27 protein-coding genes are annotated in these 22921 nt (G+C 70.5%); 15 read left to right on the top strand and 12 right to left on the bottom strand.

The genetic code is table 11. The features are described from left to right. Positions 1–4: 4 nt before the first annotated feature. Positions 5–232 (bottom strand): Lrp/AsnC family transcriptional regulator, encoded by a 228-nt coding sequence (locus tag AC4PMY_RS07360; protein WP_491622330.1) that lies wholly within the window; start codon positions 230–232, stop codon positions 5–7. A gap of 99 nt (positions 233–331) precedes the next feature. On the opposite strand from AC4PMY_RS07360, the gene AC4PMY_RS07365 reads away from it, so the two are divergent. Both AC4PMY_RS07365 and AC4PMY_RS07370 read left to right on the top strand, forming a co-directional pair. Next, positions 332–883 (top strand): RBBP9/YdeN family alpha/beta hydrolase, encoded by a 552-nt coding sequence (locus tag AC4PMY_RS07365; protein ID WP_491622331.1) that lies wholly within the window; start codon positions 332–334, stop codon positions 881–883. Positions 884–1084: 201 nt separating this feature from the next. Beyond that, a complete protein-coding gene (locus AC4PMY_RS07370) occupies positions 1085–1972 on the top strand; it encodes a serine hydrolase domain-containing protein (RefSeq protein ID WP_491622332.1) in 888 nt (295 codons plus the stop codon). Between the two features lie 19 nt (positions 1973–1991). On the opposite strand, the gene AC4PMY_RS07375 is transcribed toward AC4PMY_RS07370, so the two are convergent. Continuing rightward, the gene (locus tag AC4PMY_RS07375; protein ID WP_064295059.1) at positions 1992–2336 is read right to left on the bottom strand and encodes a hypothetical protein; all 345 of its coding nucleotides are present in this window, start codon (positions 2334–2336) and stop codon (positions 1992–1994) included. 285 nt (positions 2337–2621) lie between these two features. Here AC4PMY_RS07375 and AC4PMY_RS07380 point away from each other — a divergent pair, with 285 nt between their 5' ends. The 7 genes from AC4PMY_RS07380 (at position 2622) to AC4PMY_RS07410 (ending at position 9562) form a co-directional block, all read left to right on the top strand. Beyond that, complete coding sequence (locus AC4PMY_RS07380) at positions 2622–3863, top strand: MFS transporter (RefSeq protein ID WP_082916002.1); 1242 nt, start codon at positions 2622–2624, stop codon at positions 3861–3863. 88 nt (positions 3864–3951) lie between these two features. After that, positions 3952–4074 carry a type B 50S ribosomal protein L36 gene (gene ykgO / locus AC4PMY_RS07385; RefSeq protein ID WP_064295097.1) on the top strand — a complete coding sequence of 41 codons (123 nt, stop codon included), beginning with the start codon at positions 3952–3954 and terminating at the stop codon, positions 4072–4074. A gap of 50 nt (positions 4075–4124) precedes the next feature. Next, positions 4125–5132, top strand: coding sequence for a FecCD family ABC transporter permease (locus AC4PMY_RS07390; protein ID WP_082916003.1), 1008 nt, complete (start codon positions 4125–4127; stop codon positions 5130–5132). Positions 5133–5168: 36 nt separating this feature from the next. Beyond that, entirely contained in the window at positions 5169–6173 is a 1005-nt protein-coding gene (locus AC4PMY_RS07395; protein WP_064295061.1) for an ABC transporter substrate-binding protein, read from the top strand. Continuing rightward, positions 6170–6967 (top strand): ABC transporter ATP-binding protein, encoded by a 798-nt coding sequence (locus AC4PMY_RS07400; protein ID WP_064295062.1) that lies wholly within the window; start codon positions 6170–6172, stop codon positions 6965–6967. Before AC4PMY_RS07395 ends, AC4PMY_RS07400 begins: the two co-directional genes overlap by 4 nt. Continuing rightward, a complete protein-coding gene (locus AC4PMY_RS07405; RefSeq protein WP_082916004.1) occupies positions 6964–7773 on the top strand; it encodes a class I SAM-dependent methyltransferase in 810 nt (269 codons plus the stop codon). The genes AC4PMY_RS07400 and AC4PMY_RS07405 overlap by 4 nt, the downstream gene beginning before the upstream one ends. Before the next feature lie 115 nt (positions 7774–7888). Beyond that, on the top strand, positions 7889–9562 hold the full coding sequence (locus AC4PMY_RS07410) for a RecQ family ATP-dependent DNA helicase (protein WP_491622333.1): 1674 nt from the start codon (positions 7889–7891) through the stop codon (positions 9560–9562). Here AC4PMY_RS07410 and AC4PMY_RS07415 read toward each other — a convergent pair. The 9 genes from AC4PMY_RS07415 to AC4PMY_RS07455 all read right to left on the bottom strand — a co-directional run bounded on the left by AC4PMY_RS07415 (position 9512) and on the right by AC4PMY_RS07455 (position 16056). Then, a complete protein-coding gene (locus tag AC4PMY_RS07415) occupies positions 9512–10174 on the bottom strand; it encodes an HAD-IA family hydrolase (RefSeq protein WP_491622334.1) in 663 nt (220 codons plus the stop codon). The genes AC4PMY_RS07410 and AC4PMY_RS07415 overlap by 51 nt on opposite strands. Next, a complete protein-coding gene (locus AC4PMY_RS07420; RefSeq protein WP_491622335.1) occupies positions 10171–10656 on the bottom strand; it encodes an NUDIX domain-containing protein in 486 nt (161 codons plus the stop codon). Before AC4PMY_RS07420 ends, AC4PMY_RS07415 begins: the two co-directional genes overlap by 4 nt. 41 nt (positions 10657–10697) lie before the next feature. Continuing rightward, on the bottom strand, positions 10698–11213 hold the full coding sequence (locus AC4PMY_RS07425; RefSeq protein ID WP_491622336.1) for an ASCH domain-containing protein: 516 nt from the start codon (positions 11211–11213) through the stop codon (positions 10698–10700). A 45-nt stretch (positions 11214–11258) separates the two neighbouring features. Next, complete coding sequence (locus AC4PMY_RS07430) at positions 11259–11828, bottom strand: hypothetical protein (RefSeq protein WP_071261585.1); 570 nt, start codon at positions 11826–11828, stop codon at positions 11259–11261. 38 nt (positions 11829–11866) lie between these two features. Next, entirely contained in the window at positions 11867–13027 is a 1161-nt protein-coding gene (locus AC4PMY_RS07435) for a hypothetical protein (RefSeq protein WP_314137823.1), read from the bottom strand. A gap of 44 nt (positions 13028–13071) precedes the next feature. After that, positions 13072–13968 (bottom strand): oxidoreductase, encoded by an 897-nt coding sequence (locus AC4PMY_RS07440; RefSeq protein ID WP_491622337.1) that lies wholly within the window; start codon positions 13966–13968, stop codon positions 13072–13074. Beyond that, the gene (locus AC4PMY_RS07445) at positions 13965–15161 is read right to left on the bottom strand and encodes a M20/M25/M40 family metallo-hydrolase (RefSeq protein ID WP_491622338.1); all 1197 of its coding nucleotides are present in this window, start codon (positions 15159–15161) and stop codon (positions 13965–13967) included. The genes AC4PMY_RS07440 and AC4PMY_RS07445 overlap by 4 nt, the downstream gene beginning before the upstream one ends. Positions 15162–15215: 54 nt before the next feature. After that, the gene (locus AC4PMY_RS07450; RefSeq protein WP_491622339.1) at positions 15216–15695 is read right to left on the bottom strand and encodes a hypothetical protein; all 480 of its coding nucleotides are present in this window, start codon (positions 15693–15695) and stop codon (positions 15216–15218) included. Positions 15696–15909: 214 nt separating this feature from the next. Beyond that, a complete protein-coding gene (locus AC4PMY_RS07455) occupies positions 15910–16056 on the bottom strand; it encodes a hypothetical protein (protein ID WP_157583389.1) in 147 nt (48 codons plus the stop codon). Between the two features lie 100 nt (positions 16057–16156). Here AC4PMY_RS07455 and AC4PMY_RS07460 point away from each other — a divergent pair, with 100 nt between their 5' ends. Beyond that, positions 16157–16384 (top strand): RNA-binding S4 domain-containing protein, encoded by a 228-nt coding sequence (locus AC4PMY_RS07460; RefSeq protein WP_064295072.1) that lies wholly within the window; start codon positions 16157–16159, stop codon positions 16382–16384. A 31-nt stretch (positions 16385–16415) separates the two neighbouring features. On the opposite strand, the gene AC4PMY_RS07465 is transcribed toward AC4PMY_RS07460, so the two are convergent. Continuing rightward, complete coding sequence (locus AC4PMY_RS07465; protein WP_071261578.1) at positions 16416–17255, bottom strand: hypothetical protein; 840 nt, start codon at positions 17253–17255, stop codon at positions 16416–16418. Between the two features lie 212 nt (positions 17256–17467). Here AC4PMY_RS07465 and AC4PMY_RS07470 point away from each other — a divergent pair, with 212 nt between their 5' ends. The 5 genes from AC4PMY_RS07470 (at position 17468) to AC4PMY_RS07490 (ending at position 22921) form a co-directional block, all read left to right on the top strand. Next, on the top strand, positions 17468–17650 hold the full coding sequence (locus AC4PMY_RS07470; protein WP_064295074.1) for a hypothetical protein: 183 nt from the start codon (positions 17468–17470) through the stop codon (positions 17648–17650). Beyond that, positions 17647–20622 (top strand): helix-turn-helix transcriptional regulator, encoded by a 2976-nt coding sequence (locus AC4PMY_RS07475; protein ID WP_491622340.1) that lies wholly within the window; start codon positions 17647–17649, stop codon positions 20620–20622. Before AC4PMY_RS07470 ends, AC4PMY_RS07475 begins: the two co-directional genes overlap by 4 nt. Before the next feature lie 212 nt (positions 20623–20834). Then, a complete protein-coding gene (locus tag AC4PMY_RS07480) occupies positions 20835–21803 on the top strand; it encodes a ketopantoate reductase family protein (protein WP_064295075.1) in 969 nt (322 codons plus the stop codon). Then, positions 21800–22333, top strand: a complete 534-nt coding sequence (locus AC4PMY_RS07485; protein ID WP_064295076.1) for a TetR/AcrR family transcriptional regulator — start codon at positions 21800–21802, stop codon at positions 22331–22333. Before AC4PMY_RS07480 ends, AC4PMY_RS07485 begins: the two co-directional genes overlap by 4 nt. Before the next feature lie 45 nt (positions 22334–22378). After that, positions 22379–22921 (top strand): GNAT family N-acetyltransferase, encoded by a 543-nt coding sequence (locus AC4PMY_RS07490; protein ID WP_064295077.1) that lies wholly within the window; start codon positions 22379–22381, stop codon positions 22919–22921.

The raw sequence follows: 22921 nt of genomic DNA on the forward strand, positions 1-22921 counted from the left end.
GGAGTCAGACGACGGCGTGCGTCGTGAGGCCGAGCTTCTGCGGCGAGACCCGAGCCCCGTAGCCGGTGATGTACCCGGCGAGCTCGAGCTTGCGGACCCGCGCCGACACCGCCGGCTGGGACAGGTGCACGAGCCGGGCGAGGTCGGTCATCGTGGTTCGCCCGTCAACCTGGAGCACGTCGAGGATCGTCTGATCCGTTCGATCGAAGGAAAGCGAAGCATCGTCCGTCATCTGCTTAGTAAACAACGGATGGTGACGCTCCAGCTGCTGAGACGGAGGGTTCGACTGGCACGCTGAGGGCAGATCGCCCGACCACGACGAAGGAATCCCATGTCGATCATCACCATGCCCGGGATCGGTGGATCCGACGACGCCCACTGGCAGTCCCTCTGGGAGCGCGAGACACCCGCGATCCGACGGTTCGCGCCGGCCTCCTGGGACGAGCCGGATCTCGACGACTGGTCCGCCGCGCTCGACCGGGCGGTGGCAGGTGAGCCGGCGATCCTGGTGACTCACAGCCTCTCGTGCCTGCTGGCCGTCCGCTGGGCGGCGGCGAACCCTGCACGAGTCGCCGGGCTGTTCCTCGTCGCCGCACCCGATCCCGAGGGGCCGCGATTCCCGAGGGTCGCCGCCGCGTTCGCCGAAGATCTCGATGTCCGGCCATCCGCACCCGCAGTGCTCGTGACCAGTGACGACGACCCGTACTGTTCAGAGGCACGCGCAGCCGAGTTCGCCGCAATGTGGGGCGTGCCTCGGATCAGCATCGGGCGGCAGGGCCACGTGAACGCCGCCAGTGGACTCGGCGCCTGGCCGGAGGGCGGGCGACTGCTGACCGCGTTCAGCGCGGGCACTGCGAACGCCTCCCCGCCTGGAGGGGGCTGAGCGCCGGGATCGGCGGCAGGAGTGAGCTGCGCGGTGCCGCTAACCGTTGTCGCTCACGCGGACTTCTTGACCGGACCGCCGCGCTCAGGCTGCTCGGGGCGTCACTCGCCGGCCGCCTGGACGTCGGGAAGTCCGGTCGCACCCGATGAACCCTGCGATGGACGGCGTTCGCGCCGTGCGGGCGTCGGGCAGACTGGAACCGTGACCCGAGCCGAAACGACCCGAGCAACCCTCCTCCGCGACCGCATCGTCCAGCAGGTCGCCGAGCTGGGCTTCGACGCGCACGGCCTGCACGTGCTCGCCGGTGACGACGAAGCCGGGCACCGCTGGACCGAGGACGTCCGTGAGGACATCCACTCCGCAGCGAAGGGCGTCTGTGTGCTCGCCGTCGGCATCGCCATCGACGACGGTCTCATCACGATGGACACCACGCTTGGCGCGGTGTTCCCGGAAGTCGACTTCGGCGAGGGTACTGCCGACGTCACCCTCCGCCACCTCCTGAACATGACGAGCGGCGTCGACCTCCCCTGGTCACCGACCCTGCTGTCCGACTGGCCGGACCTCGCCCTCGAGTTCCTGAGCAGGCCGTCCCGCGGTCGTGTGTTCCAATACTCGAACGCCAGCACCTACACGGCGATGCGCGCGCTCGAGACCCGGGTCGGCGACGTCGGCGACTACATCGAGCAACGACTCCTCGCACCGCTCGGCATCCACGACGCGCCCTGGGAGCGGTGTCCCCGCGGATTCATCGCGGCCGGCGGAGGGCTGCACCTCCGCACCACGGAACTCGCGCGCATCGGCCGCCTCATCCGCGACCGCGGCCGGTGGGGAGGCGAACGACTCCTGTCGGCGGAGTGGATCGACGCCATGCACACCGAGTGGGTGCCCTCCGGCACCGGCGATGGCTACGAGCGGTATGCGCTCGCCGGGTGGGATGGTCCTGGCGCGGCCTGGCGACTCCACGGGGCCTACGGGCAGCTCGTCATCTTCGCCGGCGACGCCGTGGTCACCATCACGGCCGAGGACCACGAGGGGGCCGACCACATCGCGGCCTCCGTGTCCTCGCTCCTCACCGACACCGCGGGATGAGCCCGGCTGCGGGCGCGGGTCAGCTTCCTGCGCGGAGCACTCCCGCCGCCGCTTCGACGGTCGAGACGAACGTGGCGCCGACGCTCCGGTGCCCGGACCGGATCTCCTGTTGAGGAGCATCGGAGACCACGACCACGTCGATGTCGAGGATGCGACAGACACGCGCTTTGTACGCGATGTCGACCCGGTCCCCGACTCGCGGGCACAACACGACCGCACTCGGAGGGAACCGGTCGTCCGTGAGCATCTCGCCCCAGGACGACGCCGCGATCGTCACCTGCAGATCAGGTGCGTGGGAGCCGAGCCACGACACGGCAGACGCACGGGCGCGGTCGTCACTGTCCAGTACGCCGACCGTTCGCATCGATACCTCGTCACTCCTCACCGCATCCGGATTCACACCCCGATGGTGTCGGCGTCATCCGTAAGATACCAGCGCTGGGACCGCCCGCGGAGCACGGAACCCGAACTCCACCGCACGACCCACCCACATCTCACGCGGACCGTCCACCGCGGGCGACTCGCGATGCTTGCACCCCGCAGGCCTGGCGGGCACGATGGACGGGTACCGCGGTGTCGTGGTGATCGTCGAAGCCCAGGCCGACTTGTCTGCCGATCGATCCCCCGCTCCGCCTCGGAGGCATCGTCCATGACGACTGCTCGCTCATTCCCGCCCTCCATCCTCGGCCACTTCCGCTCAGCCGCCCGCCGGTATCGCGGCGTCCTCGGCCACCCCGGCGCGCCCCGGTTCTTCCTCGCTGCAGCCCTCGCCCGGCTCGGCGTCGCCATGACCGGACTCGGGCTGCTGTTCTCGATCCAGCACGCCACGGGGTCGTTCGCGGCCGCAGGGGCGGCGACGGGGGCGTTCGCGCTCGCCGAGGCGGTGATCGGCCCGCAGATCGCCCGACTCACCGACCGGTGGGGACAGACGGCGACCGTGCCGGTGGCCGTGCTCGTGCACGTCAGTGCAGTCGTCGTCGCGATCGCCACTGCAGGACGTGCGCCGTTCGGCATCACCCTGGCGATCGTCGTCGTCGCGGGTGTCGCGATCCCGCAGCCCGGTGCCCTGTCGGCGGCGCGCTGGTCGCGGCTCCTCCCGGAGCCCGATGCGCTGCGGACCGCCTTCGCCCTCGAGGCGAACGTGAACGACGCGGTGTTCCTGTCGGGACCGATCCTCGTGACGCTCATAGGTACCTCGCTCGCGCCGTGGGCGGGATCCGCGGCTGCGGGGATCCTCGTGGCCACCGGCTGTGTCGCACTCTCACTGCAACGCTCCACCGCCCCGAAACCGCGACGTCGACCGGAGCGTGGGGCGGACATCCACCGCTCCACCCTCCTCGCCCCACCGTTCCTCGCGGCGCTCGGGGTGAACCTCGGGCTGGGGTGCTTCTTCGGTGCGGTACCACTCCTCGTCACGGCGGCGGCGACGGCGGAGGGACGACAACCGTTCATCGGACTCGTCCTCGCGCTCTCCAGTGCCGCGAGCATCGTCGCCGGCGCGATGTACGGTGCGCTGCGATCGACTCCGCAGCCCCGGACCGTGCAGCTGATCGCGTCCGTCGTCCTCACGCTCGCCGTCGTCGTCGGTGCCGTCTGGCCCGCCTTGCCTGGGCTGGCGATCATGCTCCTCGTCGGCGGGACCGCGATCGCACCGCTCCTCGCCTCGTCCTCACAGATCGTGCAGGCGACGGTCGTCCCCCAGGAACTGACGCAGGGGTTCACCTGGATCAACTCGGCTTCCGCCGCGGGTATCGCGGCGAGCGCCGCGCTCACCGGTCGGCTCGTCGCACAGGGAGGCGCCGAGGCCGCGATGCCGCCGCTCATGATGCTCGTGCTGATCGCGGTCATGGCTGCAGCGTCGGCGTTCCGGACACGCACGCCCGTCGACTGAACGGCACTCCGAGCGGCGGTCGATGTGACATCGGCGAGATCCACCCACTATGGTATTGATAACCATTATCAATATGGAGGGTGCGGTCATGAAGGTCAGGAACTCGTTGAAGTCGCTGAAGAAGATGCCAGGAGCGCAAGTGGTCCGCCGACGCGGTCGCGTCTTCGTCATCAACAAGCTCAACCCGCGCTTCAAGGCGCGTCAGGGTTGAACGAGGTCGTCGTCGCGTCGATCCGGCGTGGCCGCCGGCATGACGCGGCGATGACCGTCAGTCTTGCCATGCTCGCCGTGGCGACGATCCTCATCGCCGTGGCGATCGGCCCCGTCCCCATCGAACCGCCGACGGTGGTGGCTGTCCTCGCCCGGCACCTCTTCGGAAGCGCACCCGGCCCCTGGCCGGACTCGGTCGATCAGATCGTCTGGATCACGAGAGCGCCGCGGGTGGCGATGGGACTCGTCGCCGGCGCCGTGCTCGCCGTCGCGGGAGTCATGCTGCAGGCCCTCGTCCGCAATGCGCTCGCAGACCCCTACCTGCTCGGACTCAACTCGGGCGCTTCGACGGGTGTGGCCCTCGTCGTGCTCGTCATCGGCGGTGGCGGCGCGCTCCTCGTCGCCGGCGCCGCATTGGCCGGGGCCATCGGTGCGGTGCTGCTGGTCGTCCTGCTCGCCGGGATGGCGAATCGACGCGGGCCCCTGCGCTTGGTCCTCGCCGGGCTCGCCGTCGGGTACGCGCTGAACGCCACCACGAGCTTCCTCGTCTTCTCCAGCGACGCACCGGAAGCGGCACGCTCCGTGCTGTTCTGGCTCCTGGGGTCGCTGGCGTCGGTGCAACCGGCCGCCCTCCTCGCCGCAGCGATCTCCGCGGTGATCGGCCTGAGCGCCCTCATCGTCCTCGCGCCCTGGACCGACGCCCTGGCATCAGGCGACGACTCGGCCAGATCGGTCGGACTCGACCCCGAGCGAGCGCGGATCGGACTGATGGTAGGCGTCTCGGCGATGGTCGGCGTGACGGTGGCGGCCGTCGGGGGCGTCGGCTTCATCGGGCTCGTTATCCCCCACCTCGCGCGCCGGCTCGTCGGCGGACGCCACCGGGCCGTGCTCCCCGTCGCCGCCCTGCTCGGCGGCATCGTCCTCGTCACCGCCGACACCATCGCAAGGACGGCGTTCGCTCCGCAGGAGATCCCGGTCGGTGTGATCACCGGGATCCTCGGCGCGCCATTCCTCCTCGCGCTCCTCCGCCAGGGCCACGGCGCCCGGTCCGAGACATGAGCCCCTCCCCTCCCCCATCAGAACGGAAGACACCCGATGACCACACCCCGACTCCGACGAGCGCTCCTCGCTGCGACCGTCCCCGTGCTCGCGCTCGGCATCCTGAGCGCCTGCACGGCCACCACCGCAGCTGAGCCCTCTGGCGCTCCGAGCGACGCCGGCTTCCCGGTCACCATCGACAACTGCGGTTCGACGATCACCCTGGACGCGCCGGCCCGACGCATCGTGCTCGTGAACGACGACGAACTGCCCAACCTGGAGGCGCTCGGAGCCGTCGACCGGATCGTCGCCATCACCGCGACCCCACAACCGGGCCTGTACGCGGACGCCACGTACGACGCACTCGACGCCCTGTCGCCGCTCACCACCGAGCAGAACGCGACGGGTGGTTCGGTCGTCTCCCAGGAGAGCATCCTCGGTGCGTCGCCGGATCTGGTCATCGCCCCCGAGAACGCCGTCGACCGTGACGCGTTGGCGGCGAGCGGGATCCCCGTCTACTCCCCCACCGCCTACTGTTCGAACCCCGACCCGGCGCTCAGCAGGACGGCGACCTTCGACCGGGTCTGGGACGAGGTCCGGTCCCTGGGCGGCCTACTCGGAGCGGGCGAACAGGCCGAGCAGGCCATCGCCGCGGCGAAGGCGACCGTGCAGTCACCTGCTCCCGACGCCGGGACCGCCGCTGCCCTCTACGTCTCGTCCGGCGGCGCCGTGCTGTCGCCGTACGGCGGGCCGAGCATGGTCACCCCGGTCTTCGCGGCCGCGGGCCTCACCAACGTGTACGCGGACTCCGATCAGCGGGTCTTCGACGCCAGCGTGGAGGACATCATCTCCCGCGATCCCGGCACGATCGTGCTGCTGTACTCGAGCGGCGACCCGCAGAGTACGATCGACGCCTTCCTGAGCACGCCGGGTGTCTCCGGGCTGAGCGCCGTCCGTGACGACCGGGTCACAGCACTCCGCTTCCCGTACACGGATCCGCCGAGCCTGCTCTCGATCAAGGGCCCTCACGAACTCGCACGGCTCCTGGACGATCTCGGATGATCGAAGCCGCGGCGGTGACCGTCCGCTCCGGTGGCCGCACGCTGCTCGACGCCGTCTCCTTCACCGCACCGACCGGCAGCGTGACCGGGATCGTCGGGCCGAACGGCGGTGGGAAGACGACGCTGCTGCGCGCGATCGTGCGAGCCGTTCCGATCGAGCGTGGTCGGATCGCCGTCGACGGGCAGGACGTCGGCACGCGGCGCCGACGGTGGATCGCCCGCAGGGTCGCCGAGGTCGGCCAGCGAGTCGACCCGGACCCGGGGCTGCGCGTCGTCGACGAGGTGTCGTTGGGCGGTCTCGCCGAACACGGCGTACTCCGCGTCGGTGGCACCACCCACGATCAGGAGGTCGCCGCCGCGATCGACGCGGTCGGGCTGACCCACCGGGCGTTCGACCGCCTGGCCACCCTGTCCGGAGGAGAGCTCCAGCGGGTCGCCCTCGCCCGAGCCCTCGCGCAGCGTGCGCCGCACGTCCTGCTCGACGAACCCACGAACCATCTCGACCTCAGACATCGGCTCGAGGTCGTCGCACTCCTGCGCACGATCGCACCCACCGTCGTGGTCGTGTTGCACGATCTCGACCTCGCGGCTCAGGCCTGCGACCACCTCGTCCTCCTCCACCACGGCCGCGTCGCCGGTGCAGGCCCACCCCGGGACGTCCTGCATCCCGGCCTGATCGACCGGGTCTACGACGTGAGCACCCACCGGCACGAGGACGCGGCCGGCCGGGTGCGCTTCGAATTCTCACTACCACCGGAACGACACCTCCACCCCGACACCAAGGAGTCCCCATGACCGAATCCATCTCCACCGACGACGCGACGACGCTCGCGACCGCTCGGAGCCTCGCATCGCGCTGGGATGCGCAGCAGACCGGCTACATCAGGCATCGAGCAGAGCGGTTCGACACCATCGCGCGGGTCGTCGCGGCGATCTGCGCGGACTCGCCCGCGCCCCGCATCCTCGATCTCGCGGGCGGGACGGGCTCCCTCGCCGAGCACGTCCTCGCGGCCGTCCCGAATGGTCGGGCGGTCGTCGCGGACAAGGACCCCGCGCTCCTCGCCATCGCCGCCGACCTCTCGGCAGCAGACCCGCGGCTCTCGATCGCGGAGGTCGACCTCGCCGACGCCGACTGGGCCGCGCATCCGCTCATCGCGGACGGCCGGTTCGACGCCGTGGTCTCCTCGACGGCACTGCACTGGCTCCGACCCGCCGACCTCGTCGACGTCTACCGCGCACTGCCCGCCCTCATCCGGCCGGGCGGCATCGTCGTGAACGGCGATCACCTCTCGTACAGCGCACACCACGAGTCGACGCTGGCCGACATCGCCCGCACCGACGACGAGGCGATGCAGCAGGAGACCTTCTCTGGCGACACCGACACGTGGGACGGCTGGTGGGACGCGGTCGCGGCCACGCCGCGCTACGCCGACGCGCTCCGCCGTCGTGACGAGGTCTGGGGTGCATCGCTCCACGAAGCGCCGCCGAAGGTCACCCTCGGCTTCCACCTCGAGACACTCCGCAGCGCGGGATTCGCCGAGACCGGGACCGTCTGGCAATACCTCGACGACTACGTGCTCTACGGCGTCATGGCGAGCTGACCGCCTGAGGACCAGGAGACCGACTTCCGTCCTGCTCGACGGTGCGGCGTTGCAGAGCCGGCGGCACTCGTCAAGCGGGCTCGACAGGTCGGTGCGCGGAGGTACCGTCACAGGCATGGGTTCCTCTCGTACGTCCGCCGGTTCCGTCGATCGCATCGCTCGCGATGACTTCGGATGGGAGACGTTCCTGCCGGGACAGCGGGAGGCGATCCAGTCGGCCGTCGCGGGGCGCGACACGCTCCTCGTCCTCGCCACGGGCGGCGGGAAGTCGGCGGTCTACCAGGTCGCCGGCGCCCAGCGCGGTGGCGTGACCCTCGTCATCTCACCGCTGGTCGCGCTGCAGGCCGATCAACTCGCCTCGATCGAGGCGGCGCCTGCCGCCCCTCCGGCCGTCGCACTCAACGGCTCGCTCGGGCCGCATGCGATCGCGGAGGCCTGGGAGCGCATCGACGAGCGCGGGCCCGTCTACGTGCTGCTGGCTCCGGAACAGCTCGCGAACGAGGAGACCGTCGCCCGGCTCGGCGCGGCCGGTGTCTCACTCATGGTCGTCGACGAGGCGCACTGCGTCTCCTCATGGGGAACCGACTTCCGACCCGACTACCTGCGCCTCGCAGACGTCCGCCGCGAACTCGGCGATCCGCCGGTGCTCGCCATGACGGCCACCGCATCCGGCCCCGTCCGCGCCGAGATCATCGAACGCCTGCGCATGCACGATCCGGACGTCCAGGTGCACGGCGTCGACCGCCCGGAGATCCGCCTCGTCGTGCACCGGCACGAGAGCGAAGCGGAGAAACGAGCCGCGGTCGTCGACGAGGCCCGCGCCTGGACGGCGCCCGGACTGGTCTATGTGGCGACGCGCCGCGACACCGAGCGATACGCCGAGGAGATCGCGGCCGAAGGACGACGGGTGGCCGCATACCACGCCGGCCTGAAGACCTCGGAACGTCGCGCCGTCCACGATCGCTGGCGAGCCGGCGAACTCGACGTCGTCGTCGCGACCTCGGCGTTCGGGATGGGGATCGACCGCGCCGACGTGCGCTTCGTCCTCCACGCCACGACGACCGAGTCACTCGACGCCTACTACCAGGAGGTAGGACGGGCCGGACGGGATGGTGAACCTGCCACCACCGCGCTCCACTACCGCGCAGAGGATCTCGGTCTCCGTCGTTTCTTCACCAAGCGTTCGGTGTCGGAAAACGCACTGCGCGCCGTCTGGCGGGCCGTCCGCGCTGCTCCGGGTTCGAGCGTCGGCGATCTGGCCGAGCAGCTCGATCGGCCGCGCCGCACGGTCGCCCGCCTCGTCAACGACCTCGCGGACGCCGGCCTCGTCGACACCGCCGACGGCGTCCGGGCGATCGACGAGATCGGTCCGAAGCGCGCGATCGGCGCTGTGCGCCAGACGCTCGAGTCACGCGAGCGGATCGCTGAATCGCGGCTCGCCATGATGCGTGCCTACGCCGAGACGTCGCACTGCCGCCGGCGGGTGCTGCTCGAGTACTTCGGTGTCGAGGCAGCGGAATGGTGCGGAAACTGCGACGGCTGCGAACGGCATGAGGCACACCAGGAGGAGGAGCAGGCGCAGCAGCACGCCGGGACGGACAGCGCCGCCGACGCCTCGCCGTTGCACGTCGACCAGGCGGTGCACCACGAGGAGTTCGGTCCAGGCACCGTGATGGGCGTCGAGCCCGACCGCGTCACCATCTTCTTCGATTCCGAGGGCTACAAGGTCGTGGCGCTCTCAGCGCTCGAGACCGGCGTCCTCACCACCCGCGAGCTCGCCTCGGCCTGAGCGCTCGGGCGCCTGCGCACCGCGAACCGGTACGCCTGCGTCGCGCAGGCGACCCCGAAGGTCGTCGACCGTCGTGAACCGACGCGTGGACATCGACAGCCGCTCTGCTCCGACGAGTTTCGACGCAGAGTCGTCGGTGAAGAGCACCTCCGCGCCCCTCACTCCCAGCACGTCGAGCACGTGCTGGAACGCTCGGACGTCGGGTTTCGCGAAGCCGATGTCCGCCGAGTTGAAGATCGCGTCGAAGTGGTCGGCGATGCCCGACGCTGCGAGTTCAGCAGCGATCGTGTCCGTGCCGTTCGTGAGCACCGCCGTCGTCAAGCCCGCGGTTCGGATCTCGTCGGACAGCTCCAGGAGCGCGTGGTCGACCGACCACGTCTGAGCACCCCATTCCTCAGCTGCCGCCCGGTCACCGACGAGGTGTCCGATCCGGCTGACCCATTCGGCTCTCGTGATCCGGCCGGTGGTGACCTCGTCGATGAGCGGAGCCGCGAAGGCGATCCCGGCGAGCACCCCGGGCTTGAGCCCGTTCCTGACCTCGATGTCGACCACCAGGGCTGGATCGAAGTGTCGGATCACGCCGTCGAGGTCGAACAGGACGACGCGGATCACGACGTGGCTCGTATCTCGCCGCCCGCCGGCTCGCGCCCCGGGGCGTCGTCGATGACGCGATCGATCCAGTCGCGCCGCGGCAGCGTCGGGATCTCGTCACGGGCGAACCAACCGAGTTCGAGCAGCTCCTCGGGGTCCGCGGTCGCCTCACTGAGGAGCTCGCAGTCGTAGGCGGTGGTGACGTACCCGACGTGGTCGCCGTTCGGGTAGCGCACCATCATCGGTTCACCGCCGTACACCCCGACGATCCCGCGGATGCGGACCCGGGCGCCGGTCTCCTCGGCGACTTCGCGGAGCAGCGCGTCGGCGGGCTCCTCACCCGGCTCGACGCCGCCGCCGATCAGACTCCAGAGGCCGGAGTGGTGATGGCGGCCGAGGAGGAACCGGTCCCCGTCGCGGATCACCGCGGTGACCCCGGGGAGCATGAGGAACCCGGTCCCGATGTGGGAGCGGATCGAGGCGACGTAGTCGGACATCGGCATGCGGGGAGTCTACGGAACCGGCCTGACCGGTCGGCGAGACCTCAGTCCGCGTGCTCCGGCGGCCACACCACGGCGAAGTGTTCGAAGACGATCTCTTCGGACTCCGACCACACCGCACCCCGGGCCGCAGTGGTCCGCTCCCAGTAGCGTCGGTGTTCGCGCTGCCAGCTCTCGAGCGTGCGGTCGTCCTCGCCTTCGGCGAACGCGAAGGCGGCGTCGGCACTCCCGAACGGACCGATGCGCAGTGCGACGCTCCGGATGATGATCCGCGGAGCACCGGTGCTGTCGCACGCGATCCAGTGCGAACCGATCCGCGGAAGCGGGTCCCCACGATGCGCGAACTCGGAGACGAGTTCGGCGGTGGCCCGCTTCCGTCCGGTCAAGACGATGTCGAGCAGTTCGTCGGCCAGCTCGGCCGTGTCGCCGAAGTGCTCGACCGTGTAGTCGGCGTCGTCCAGTCCCGCGCCGCCGCGATGCTCGGCGTACGCCTGCCACATCGTCCTCGCGGCATCGACGTCGGGGGCGGCGACCGGGCTGGCGGCGTGTGCGGAGTCCATACATCCGATCGTGCCAGACCATCCGACAGACCCGTCGACCACGGCTCAGCGCAGACGGCCTCCGGTGAACGCGTTCGTCGCGGCGAGGACGGTGTCGACGGGTGTGTCGATCGCCACCTCGCCGACCTGGAACCCGAGCTTGCCGAGCGCGGCGAAGGACCGTGGCGAGAGGGTCGTCGAGACGCCCGGTGACTGCGCGGTGAGACCGGGCACGAGGTGGAAGGTCAGGATCCGCCACTTGCCGCGTGAGCGGACCGAGATGCGCTCGATCGCGCTCCACGGGAGGAAGACCTCGCCCTGCGGGATGCTGCCGCGGAGGCCGTTCGTGTCGAGCGTCAGCACGGTACGAGCCACCGACTGTGCTCCGCGGACCGTCGCGAACTGGACCACGGCGAACAGCATGAGCCAGGAGATGACACTGAAAGACAGCCCGGCCAGCATGCCGAGGGCGAACCCTCCGGTGGTCGTGGTCAGCACGGCGAGGAGCATCCCGAGCATCGGGACCAACGCCGCTCCGATCAGGGTGAGCACGAACGCCGGGCGGGTCGCCCGCTCCGTCCGGGCCGGGGCGGATCCGACGACCAGCGGGGGGAATGACGGTGACGCAGCGTTCATGACGACAGTATGCCGTTCGCTCGGAGTGTCCCGGGGCTTCACCGCGCGGTGAGGCCCGAACCGTCCGCGTCAGCGACGAACGAGGTCGTGCCGTAGTCGTCGCCGACACTGAACATGATCTCCGGCGGCCCGGCCGGGCGACCGAAGGCGGGACTGTGGACGTCGTCGTCGGTCGCGCGGACCACGTAGGCGAGGGTGTCGCCGACGGGCCGGTCGACCTGCTCGGCACCGTCATGCATCAGCGTCCAGACGCGGTCGAGCGCGACATCCGTCCAGGAGAACTGCTCGGCCGTCGACTCGGGCTGCGAGGTCGCCGCGCCGTCGTTGGTGACGGCTCCGTCCCGGTAGGTCCAGCGGTCGGTCTTCGTGTCACCAGCGGACAGTGGGGCCTCGACGATGATGAAGTCGGCCGCCACCGTGATGGAGGCCACGCGGTCGTGACCGATCGCCTCCTCGAGCGCCCGCTGAGCGTCGGCGAGCGCCTCCGGTCGGCGCAGATCCGGTCGGAGCCGGCCATCCTGCATGGCGGCGAACGACTGCCCGACCGCCTGGTGGAACGGCGCGACGACGACCGTCGCCGCAGCGATCGCCACGACGGCGAAGAGGGCGAACCGTGCGGGCCGGCCCGCGCGGCCGACGCCGAGCAACGGCCCCCGTCGGACGCCGTCGACGATGCGGCGGTGCGGCTCGACCGGGATGAACGGGACGGACCCACGCCCAGGCACACGCAGACGCGCCCGTTCCGCCGGTGAGAGCTCACCTTCGTCGATGAACGCGACCTCCGGTCCACCGTCGAGCAGGATGGCGACATCACGCTCCGTGCCGGGCTGGAACATCGGGATGGCGGTCAGCGGGACGACGGTGCGCATGGTGCTCGCGAAGGCCGATCCCTGCAGTGGTTGGACGGTCAGGTCGAGCTCGCACAGTGGCTGATCGTTGATCTGTGTGCCGGTCTGACGGAGCGCGTCGATGCGTGCGACCCCGAGCCGGCGGGCGTCTTTGGCCTGCTGCACGGCCTCCGGAGAAGCCCCGATGGCGTTCCCCACCGACCGGGCGATGAGCGTGAGCACGGTGGAGATGATGAAGACGGGGAGTGCGATGCCGGCCACCGTGTACCCGACGGTGGATGGACCGACGGCGATCACGATCACACCACCGACAAGAGCACCGAGAGCCGCGAAGGCGATCAGACGAAGCATGCCTTCGAGCCTATCGGCAGGCTCGATCCCGATGCTGTCGTGGCTCAGCCCGGCCCATCGCTCGCCGCGGCGAGCAACGGCACGACGATGTCGCTGATCGGCGTGGGGATGCCGTGCGCGCTCCCCCGCCGCTGGATCACCGCGTTGCGGACGTCCCATTCGAGCGGTCGCCCCTGTTCGCGGTCGGCGAGGATCGACGTCCCGCGGTCGACCGGAGCGGCACGGAACTGGTCGAGGAGCCGCCGAGGTTCGTCGTCGGTCAACCGCGCACCCTCCGCGCGCGCGACGGCGGTGCATTCCTCGAGGTAGCCGAGCATCAAGCGGCCGATGTCGTCGCGCCGGTACATGCCGGATCGGCGTCCGGTCAACGCCATGAGTCCGGCGGCGGCGTTCTGCAGCAGCTTCCGCCAGGCGAGGGTCGTGAAGTCGGTCGAGACCTCGACGGCGCAGCGGGAGCCTCGCAACGCGTCCTCGACCACGAGGGCACCGGGTGCCTCCGGTAGGGACAGGCGCGGCGGGCTCAACAGGGTGACCGGTCCGCCGGCCTCACGGGTGGCAGGGAACCACACGACCGCGGGGACGACCGCTCCCTCCCGGACGAGTGACTCCACCATCTCGCGTTGCTCGACGCCGTTCTGCAGGACGCACACGACCGTGTCCGGGCCGCACAACGCGGCGAGCCAGTCCGCAGCGGCAGCCGTCTGGGTCGCCTTGACCGCCAGGAAGACGAGGTCCGCGGTGCCCGGAGGCTCCGCCGGATCGGTGTGGACCGGGCCGGGGACCGTCACCGTCTCATCGTCGACCTGGAGCTGGAGTTCCGGCCGCTTCGACCGCCCCGCGATGAACGGCGTCCGTCCCTGTTCGTGGAGCGCTGCGGCGACCACGGTTCCGATCGCGCCCGGCCCGATCACCGCGATGCGGTCGGGCCCACCGGGCGTCACGCCTCGCTCGATCCGGACAGCGCGTCGCGGGTCGCGGCCATGACCGCTTCCGGGAACCGCCGGAGCTGGTCGAGGTCGACCCATTCCTCCGCGGCGTGCAGTCCGCCGCCCGCGGGGCCGCACACGACGGTCGGGATCCCCGCCGCCTGCCAGAGCGCCGATTCCATCCAATACGGCGCTCCGACCGCAGCCGGTGCGGCCTCGGCGTCCCGGAAGAGCTCGGCGGCGAGGACGTCGGCGTACCGCGCGGCCGCACCCTGATCGTCGGCATCCCAGGCCTCGCGCTGATGGGTCAGCCGGGCGCCCGTGCGGAGGCCGGGCATCCGGGCTGCGACCGCGTCGAGCATCGCCTGGACCTCGACCAGGGCTTCCTCAGCGCGTTCACCCGGCAGGGTGCGTCGTTCGATGACGAGGGTGGCGCCGGCTGCGATCGTGAACGGGGCGCTCCCTGCCCTGGCGACCGTCGTCGTGAACGAACCGTGGTCGAGCAACGGGTGCGCCGGTCGCCGATGAAGCTCGTCGTCGGCCCGCTCCACCTCCTGCAGCAGCGCGCTGACAGCGCGGATCGCATCGACGGCCAGACCAGGCTGTGACGAGTGCGCGGCCGTCCCCTGCAGCGTGACCTCGACGACCGCGTACCCCCGATGCGCCGACACCCGGTCCAACCAGGTGGGCTCGGCGATGAGGCACACGTCCGCCGTCACCCCACGATCGGCGAGGTGTCGGAGGACGGCAGCGGCCCCCACGCTCGCGTCCTCCTCGTCGGCGACGCCCGTGAAGACGACCGCGCCGGGGTGGTCGGTCGCGGCGAGTCGTTCTGCGGCGACGATCAGCCCGGCCAGGCCGGCCTTCATGTCGCTGGCACCGCGCCCGAAGAGCCGGCCGTCCGCGATCCGCGGGGTGAACGGGTCGACCATGCCCTCGACCCCGACGGTGTCGAGATGGCCGTTGAACACGACCGTCGGCCCCGGCTGCGATCCCGCGTGCACGGCCACGACGCTGACGCGCTGCGGGTCCTCCGGTGCGGGAACGAGGTCGACCACGAAGCCGGCGCCCTCGAGTCGCTGCGCGATCACCGCCGCGATCCGCCCTTCTCCGGGAGCCCCTGGGACGAGGCTCGGACTGACGGAATCGATCGAGATGAGCAGGCGGGCGAGCTCGAGCGCGTCGTCGCCGGGGCTGAGGTCGGACATGCCACGACGATAGCGGGATGCCCGGCCCGCGCGTGAGCGGTCAGGGCCTCGGCGTCACTCCGCCTTCGGTGCGCGCCACGTGCCCGCTCCACCGAAGGACACCGACTCGAGCGTCGCACCCTCCGGCACCATGATGAGCTGGCACCCTTCCGCCTTGCCGTCGGACACCTCACCGAGACCGGTGCAGTCGAAATCCCCGCCGAAGTTGAGGACGTTGATGGGCGATGCCTCACCGTCCGACGCCTTGGCCTTCCAGAAGTTCTCGTTGAGGTCGCCCTCCGAGCCGTCATTGAAGGCCACCTCGTACGTCACGAAGTAGGGCGTCTGGCCGGCGAGCTCGTCGAGTTCGAGCGCGGCGACGTCCTCCGCGGTCCGCTGCTCGATCCCCGTGACCGTCATCGTCCCTTCGGAGATCCGGACCTCATCGCCGATCTCGCCGCCCGAGCTCCCACATGCGCTCAGGAGCAGCAGTGCGGGAACGGCCAAGGCTGCTGCCGAGGTGCGGATGATGCGCTGCCGGTATGTGTACCCCATGGTGATGTCCCCCTGATCGACGGTTGTTGTTCTTAGGGTCCAGATTGGGGCACACCACGACGGCGGCTCAATGGGGACTGCTCCCCACCGCTTGCCGGTCGAGGTCGACACCCGGGCGGATCGCGGCGAGGGTGAAGACCAGAACAGGCGCCCGTCTCCGTGAGGGGACGGACGCCTGAGCGCATCACCGACCGCGCGGGGCCGAGGATCGGGACTAGCGGTTCTTGACCCGCGTGATCGCGTCGGTGTTCTCCGAACGCGCATTGCCGGCCTTCTTGTCGGCTTTCGCGGTGCGCTTCTCCTTCAGCGTCTTCGCGGGTGCGGTCTTGCCGCCTTCTTTCCGTGCGGACTTCTCGCCCATGGTGTTGCTCCTTTGCGAGCCACGATGGCCCGGTACCGCTGAGGGTACAACCACATGCTGTCCCCGAGTCCAGTGAACCCATCCTTGTTAGCATTCGGGGATGACGAACCCGACACAGATCACCGATGTCCCGATCGGCGGCGAGGGCATCCGACTCGGGCAGTTCCTGAAGTTCGCCGGTCTGCTCGACTCCGGCGGAGACGTGAAGGCGGCGATCGCCGACGGCGCGGTGCGGGTCAACGGCGAGATCGATCGCCGACGCGGCCGGCAGTTGCAGCTCGACGACGTCGTCTCCCTCGAGGGGCGCAGCGTCCGCGTCCGCCCCTGAACGTCCGGTACCTGGACACCGCCCCGAACGCTCAGCCCGAGGTGGTCGTCGAACCTGCGACCCGGCCCGACTGAAGGGTCGAGGGGAACGTCAGCGTGGCCGCCCACCATACGTCGGATTCGGGCAGGTGCACGACGACGATCCCATCCTCCGTCGCCCGCTGGCTCACCCGGTAGCCGGGGATCCGTGGCGGGAAGCCGGACACGGCGGCCGTGTGACTCGCCGGTACGGTGAGCGTCGCCGGTTCACCGACCCGGAGCCCGTCGGAGCTCGACTCGATCCGGCCCGTGAGCTCCAGGACCTGTCGTCGACCGTTGCGGCCCGTCGCGCGCGGCACCGCCCCACTCAATGCGAACACGACGTCCGGCTGCCGGGTTCCGGGGCGGAACGCGAGCAGTCGGATGCTGTTGCGCACCGCGACGACGGACCACCAGGCGAGCAGTGCGGTGAGGAGTGACATCGTCACCGCCCAGAACCACTGCCAGAAGTCCGGGCCGGCCGGCGCCTCGAGCGTGACCTCGCCGGTCTGGTCGCGGACCCGGATCTCGAGCGTCTCGCCCACCTGGATCGTGTCACTGCGGATCTCGTCCGATCCGGCCGTACCGGGCACGTCGTAGGTCACCGTGACGGTGCGGTACTCCTCCCAGTGCTTGCTGCGTCGGCTGCCTTCGAGCACCCGCTCCGTACCCTCGTCGACCACCTGTCCGGTGGTCGTCGTGTAGCTCGCCGTGAGGTCGGCGGCGAGGTCCCTGACGTTCCCGAACCCGATGAACCCCGCGACGGCCGTGAGGAAGATGAGGGTGATCACCAGGACGGTGCGCCCTCGTACCGCGCGATTCAGGTAGGTGCGGTCGATCGTGGTCGTGCTCACTGCAGCCCTCCGGTTCTGGCCGCTCCGGGCCGACACCGACTCTAGGAGGGACCGGCCGAGTCGGACGATGGGGAGGACTCCCCAGGTCGACGGCGGTTCCCACCGCGCCGGTCCCGGCCATCTAGGGCAGTTGCCCGAGGTAGGGCACGGGCCTCAGCGAGGAACGTGAGTGGTCGAGCACGGGGATCCGCCCCGTGTTCAGCGGAGGAGCCATGTTGATCACGAGCGCGAGTCACAGCCCGTTCACGTCCGTCGAGACGAGACGGTTCATCGAGCAGGAACTCCAGCGGGATCTCGAGCGGGAACGTCGCCGCCGGGAACGACGACTGGAGGAGCAGCGGCGACTCGCGGACGCCGCGGCCGATCGTGACGAGGGTGGGACCATGGAGTGGTGAGCCTGCCCACCACCAGCCCGACGATGATCGGGCGCGCCTCCGATCTTCGAGCGCTCCAGGCCGTGTTCGACGCCGTCGCCGCGGGTGAGTCACGCAGTGTGGTCCTGAGCGGCGAGGCCGGTATCGGCAAGACGCGCCTGCTCACCGAGTTCACGCGGTCGGTCCGGTCGTCGGCGCTCGTCATCACGGGCCAGTGCGTGGACCTCGGTGACGTCGCCGCGCCCTACGCACCGGTCCTCGGCCTCATGAAGGACCTCGTCGCGCAGCGCGGGCGCGACGCGGTGCTGGAGGCTGCGGGTCCGGGCAAAGCCTCCCTCGCGACGCTGCTGCCGACGCTCGGCCCCGACGCGCAGGACCACCGGGACGGCGGCGTCGGGCGGCTCCACGAGACCGTCGCGGTGCTCCTCGAGGCGCTGTCACGTCAGCAGCCCGTCGTCGTCGCGATCGAGGACGTCCACTGGGCTGACGGTGCGACCCTCAGCCTGCTGGCCTTCCTCGTGCGCGTGCTCTCCGATGCCCGCGTGATGGTCGTGCTCACCTTCCGAAGCGAGGACGTCTCCCGCGGGCACCCCCTGCGCGGGTTCCTCGCCGAGCTCGACCGCACGAGGCGCGTCGAGCGGCACACCCTCGAACGGTTGAGCCGCAGCGACGTGCTCCGCCAGGCGATCGCCATCCGCGGAAGTTCCCTCGACACGGTCTCGATCGACAGCGTGTACGCACGGAGCGAGGGCGTTCCGTTCTTCGTCGAGGAACTCCTCGGACTGGAGGTGGACCGGGACGGCGACGAACTCCCCGACACCCTGCGCGAGCTCCTGCTGGCGCGCTACGAGCGACTCGCGCCCGCGACCCAACAGCTGCTGCGCGTGATCTCGGCCGGTGGTGTCTGCGTCGAGCACACCCTCCTGGAGCGGGTGTTCACGGGCGGCCCCGACGCCCTCGACACCGGTGTGCGGGAGGCGATCGGGTCGAACGTCCTCGTCGCGGACGCGACCACGTACGAGTTCCGACACGCCCTGGTCCGGGAGGCGATCCACGACGACCTGCTGCCCGGCGAACGGAGCCGGTTCCATGCGGGGTTCGCCGAGGCGCTGGAGGCAGGCGTCGGTGGTGAGCCGGTCGCTGCCGCGGTGTCGCACCACTGGATGCTCGCCCGCGACTTCGGACGGGCCTTCCCCGCGACCGTCCGCGCCATGGAGCAGGCTCACGCTGCTTACGCGTACAGCACGGAGGCGCAGCTCGGCGAGCGTCTCCTGGAGATCTGGGACCAGGTGCCCGACGCCGCGGCACTCGTCGGGCGCTCGCGTTCGGAACTCATGCGACGGACGGCGAGCGCCTTAAGGAACGCCGGGTGGACGGACCGGGCGATCGCCATGGTCGACGAGGTGCTCGCGACGCCGGAGGAACGCGACGACCTCGACCAGGCCAAGCTCCTCCGTGACAAGGCGTTCTATCTCGCCAACCTCGGGCGACCGGGCTCGGTGGACCTCCTCGAAGAGGCGCTCGACCGGGTCCCACCGGGCACCCCCGGCGACCTGCGCGGTGTGCTGCTGACGAGCCTCGGCGCGCGGCACATGATCATCGGGCGGCTGGAACGGGCGATCGAGTACGCCGACGAGGCCGCCCGGGAGGCCGTCCGCACCGGTTCGGCACGGAACGCCTCGGTCGCGGCGAACATCGGTGGGATCGCACGCATCCACCACGGCGAACTGGAGAGCGGCAGCAGGATGCTGGCGACCGCTGAGACGCTGGCGGACGGCGACGGCAGCGCCCTGCTCCGGTACCGGGTGAACGCGTCCGACATGGCGAACCTGCTCGGTTCCTACGAGGAAGCGCTCGCGTCGGCATTGGAAGGCGTCGCGCGGGCGAAGGAGCTGGGCGTCGAGCGCAGTTCGGGGCTCATTTTGTCGTCGAACGCGGTCGACCCGTTGGTGGCGCTCGGTCGCTGGGACGAGGCGGAGGAACGGGTCCACCGGGCCCTGGCACTGCAGCCGCCCCTCGCCTTCTCGGTGTACCTCCGTCAGTCGCTCATCCTGCTCACGCTCTGGCGTGGCGACGCCGAGAGCGCTGCGACCCTGTACCGCCGGTGGCGGAAGGGGATGCTCTCCCTGTCCGGCCTGGAGGTGCAGACGCGGTTCGGCGTCGCCCGCGTCGTGATGCAGGTCGGGCTGGCTGCCGGCGACCTCGCCGGGGCCTGGTCGCCGGCGGGGGTCGGCGTGTTCGACGCCCCGGACCACCGCCCGATGCCGGCGTACGACCTCCCGGCACTGGCGGACGCGGCTCGCGTCCTGGCCCGGATCCGTGTCTCGCTCGCCACCGGCACGCTCGACGTGGCGTCCGGACCCTTTGCCGGCGTCGACGACGATCGGCTCCGGCAGCAGGAGGAACGCTGGCGGGCACTGCTCGCCGAGGAACGGTTCTGGCCGACCGCACCGCTGTGGGGCGCGCTGGTCGACGCCGAACTCGGCGGACCGGACGGCACCGGGAACGACGCCAGCGCGTGGGAGGCGGCTCGCGCGATGGCCGAGCATCCGTTCGCACCGGCCGCGCTCGCGCCATACACGGCACTCCGACTGGCTGAGGCGCGCGTGGCCGCCGGTGATCGCCCTGGCGCACAGGACACGCTCGTCGTCGCGGTCGCCGAGGCGACGACGCTCGGTGCCGGCCTCGTGCTCGACGGTGCGCGCGCGTTGGCGGAGCGGGCGTCGCTGAACCTCGACGGCCGCCCCCGAGCGCGTGGCACGAGCGGCTCCATCGAGCTGACCGCCCGAGAGCGCCAGGTGCTGCAGCTCATCGCGGAAGGCCTGAGCAACCGTCAGATCGGCGAGCGCCTGTTCATCAGCGCGAAGACGGCGAGCGTCCACGTCTCGGCCATCCTGCGGAAGCTCGGTGCGGCGACCCGGACCGAGGCCGCGATGATCGCCGGAGCGCGCGGATTGCTCGCGGCGAACGCCGGACGCACCGACCGCCCCTGACGTCCGCCCTGGCGGTGAAGCGGGCCCCGGCCGGAATCGAGGGGAAGCCGGCCGGGAACCCCGACAGGGCGAAAGGGTCCTGTCGGGCATCAGCGTAATCACGGGGCGAGACGGCACGGGGCCCGTTGCGTTCTTTGGACAGACGTGTCCGTGTAGACTGAAAAACCGACACAAATGTCGGATTATGCACACCAGTCAGCAACGGAGAGCACATGCGCATCGTCATCATGGGTCGCGGTGTCATCGGGGTGACCTACGGCTGCGTCCTGCGCGAAGCCGGCCACGAGGTCCAGCACCTCCTTCGTGACGCCGACCCGCAGGCCCGATCGGCGACCACCACGGTCGACCTCCTCGACGGACGCGAGCAGCCACCGGTCGACAGGTCGTTCCGGTATCCGCTCACCCCGGTGACGTTCGATCCGGAGACGGTCGACCTCGTCCTCGTCTCCGTTCCGGCCGAGGCGCTCGCCGGTGCGATCGAGTCGCTCCGTCGCCGCGGACTCGATCGACGTCTCCTGCTCATGGGCGGGTTCTGGGGGTCCCGCGAGGAGCTGCAGGCGCTCGTGGGCCACGACGACCACCTCCTCGGCTACCCGATCGCCGGCGGCCGACGTGACGCGGAACTCGTCGAGAGCGTCCTCTTCGACAGCGTCCGGTTGGCGCCGGCATCCGCTCACACCACCGCCCTTCACGCAGCGGCCTCGCAGGCGTTCCATGACGCCGGTCTGACGGTGGAGCGGTCGCCTCGCATGCTCGAGTGGCTCTGGGTGCACCAGGCGGTCAACGCGGGGATCATCTCCGCGATCGCCTCCGATTTCCGCCCGGGCGACGAGATCGGCGACGTCGTCTCACGAGCGTTGGCGAGCCCGCGGACCCTCGCTCGAGGCATCGGCAACATCCGTGAATGCCTCCGGGTCGTGCAGGCCCGCGGGGTCCGGCTCCGCCACCACCTGCGGGACATCGCGCCGTTCACGCTTCTGCCGAAGGCGCTCGCCGCACGCGTCATGGTCCTCATGTTCCGGAAGGACGTCCTCAGTCGGCGCATCATGGAGCTGCACCACAACACGGACGATATCCTGGCGCTCATGTCGGAAGTCCACGTGTCGGCCATCGAATCGGCTGTCCCCGTCCCCGGATTCACCCGCGACCTCGTTCGCGCGCGGGACGCCCTCGCCTCGTGAACGCGCTCAGCCCGACGTCGTCACGCGCCCGCGAACACCTGCGGCAGGCCGCTGTCGCCGAGTTCCGGGAACGCGGCTTCCGGCGGACGACGATGGATCACGTCCGACTGGCGGCGGACGTCTCACGCGGAGGCCTGTACTACCAGTACGCCAGCACCGAGGAGATCCTGCTCGACGCGCTTGCGCACGAGCGCTCAGGGGACGAGGCGAACGACCTCGAGGGTTTCCTCACCGAACAGGCGACCGCGCTCCACGACGTCGACGCGACCCTCCGCCCGATCGTCTACGAATACGTCCTCGGCCTGCCTGCCGACCATCGTCGCGCGCTCCTCACGGAGCAGTTCCGGCAGGCCGAAGGGGTGGTGGTCGGGATGCTCGGCGAGGTCTCCGGCGCCGACGATCGGGCGTTCCGCGCCCGTCAGATCGTCAGGCGCCTCGAAGGACTGTCGATCGCGGCCATGGCGGGAGCACTCGACGACGCGGACCTGGAACGCGAGCTGGCCGACCTCCGCACCCTGGCTGCGGGATGAGCCGGCGTGCCCTGCGATGATGCGCCGTGTTGCGATACTGAAGGTATGCCAGCGTTGACCCTCCGACCCGTCGAACGCCCACGGGACGACGACGCGTTCGTCGAGTTCCTGAGCGCACACGAGTTCCCGTTCCACATGCAGCCGCGACCGACCGCGGAGGAGGCGCACAAACGCCTGACCTCAGGCATCGTCGACGGGCCCGGTGCCTTCGGGTGTTGGGTACTCGCGGACGGCGAGATGGTGGGAATCGTCACCCTCGAGGACCTCGAGGACGACACGGCGTTGATCGACCTGCGGCTCGCCGAAGACGCACGAGGGCGCGGGATCGGAACGGCGATCCTGCCGGTCATCGTCAGGGAGGTGTTCGACCGCTTCCCGACCGTTCGCAAGCTCGAGGGGCAGACCCGCGAGGACAACGTCGCCATGCGTCGCGCCTTCCGTCGGGCCGGCTGGGTGAAGGAGGCCCACTACCGCGAGGGCTGGCCAGTGGCCGGCGGACAGCCACTCGCATCGGTCGCCTACGCGATCCTCCGGAGCGACGTGCAGTCGGGCACGACGACGCCGGTCCCCTGGGACGACGAGCCGTAA

Source organism: Plantibacter sp. MDV22-iso1, from assembly GCF_058408345.1.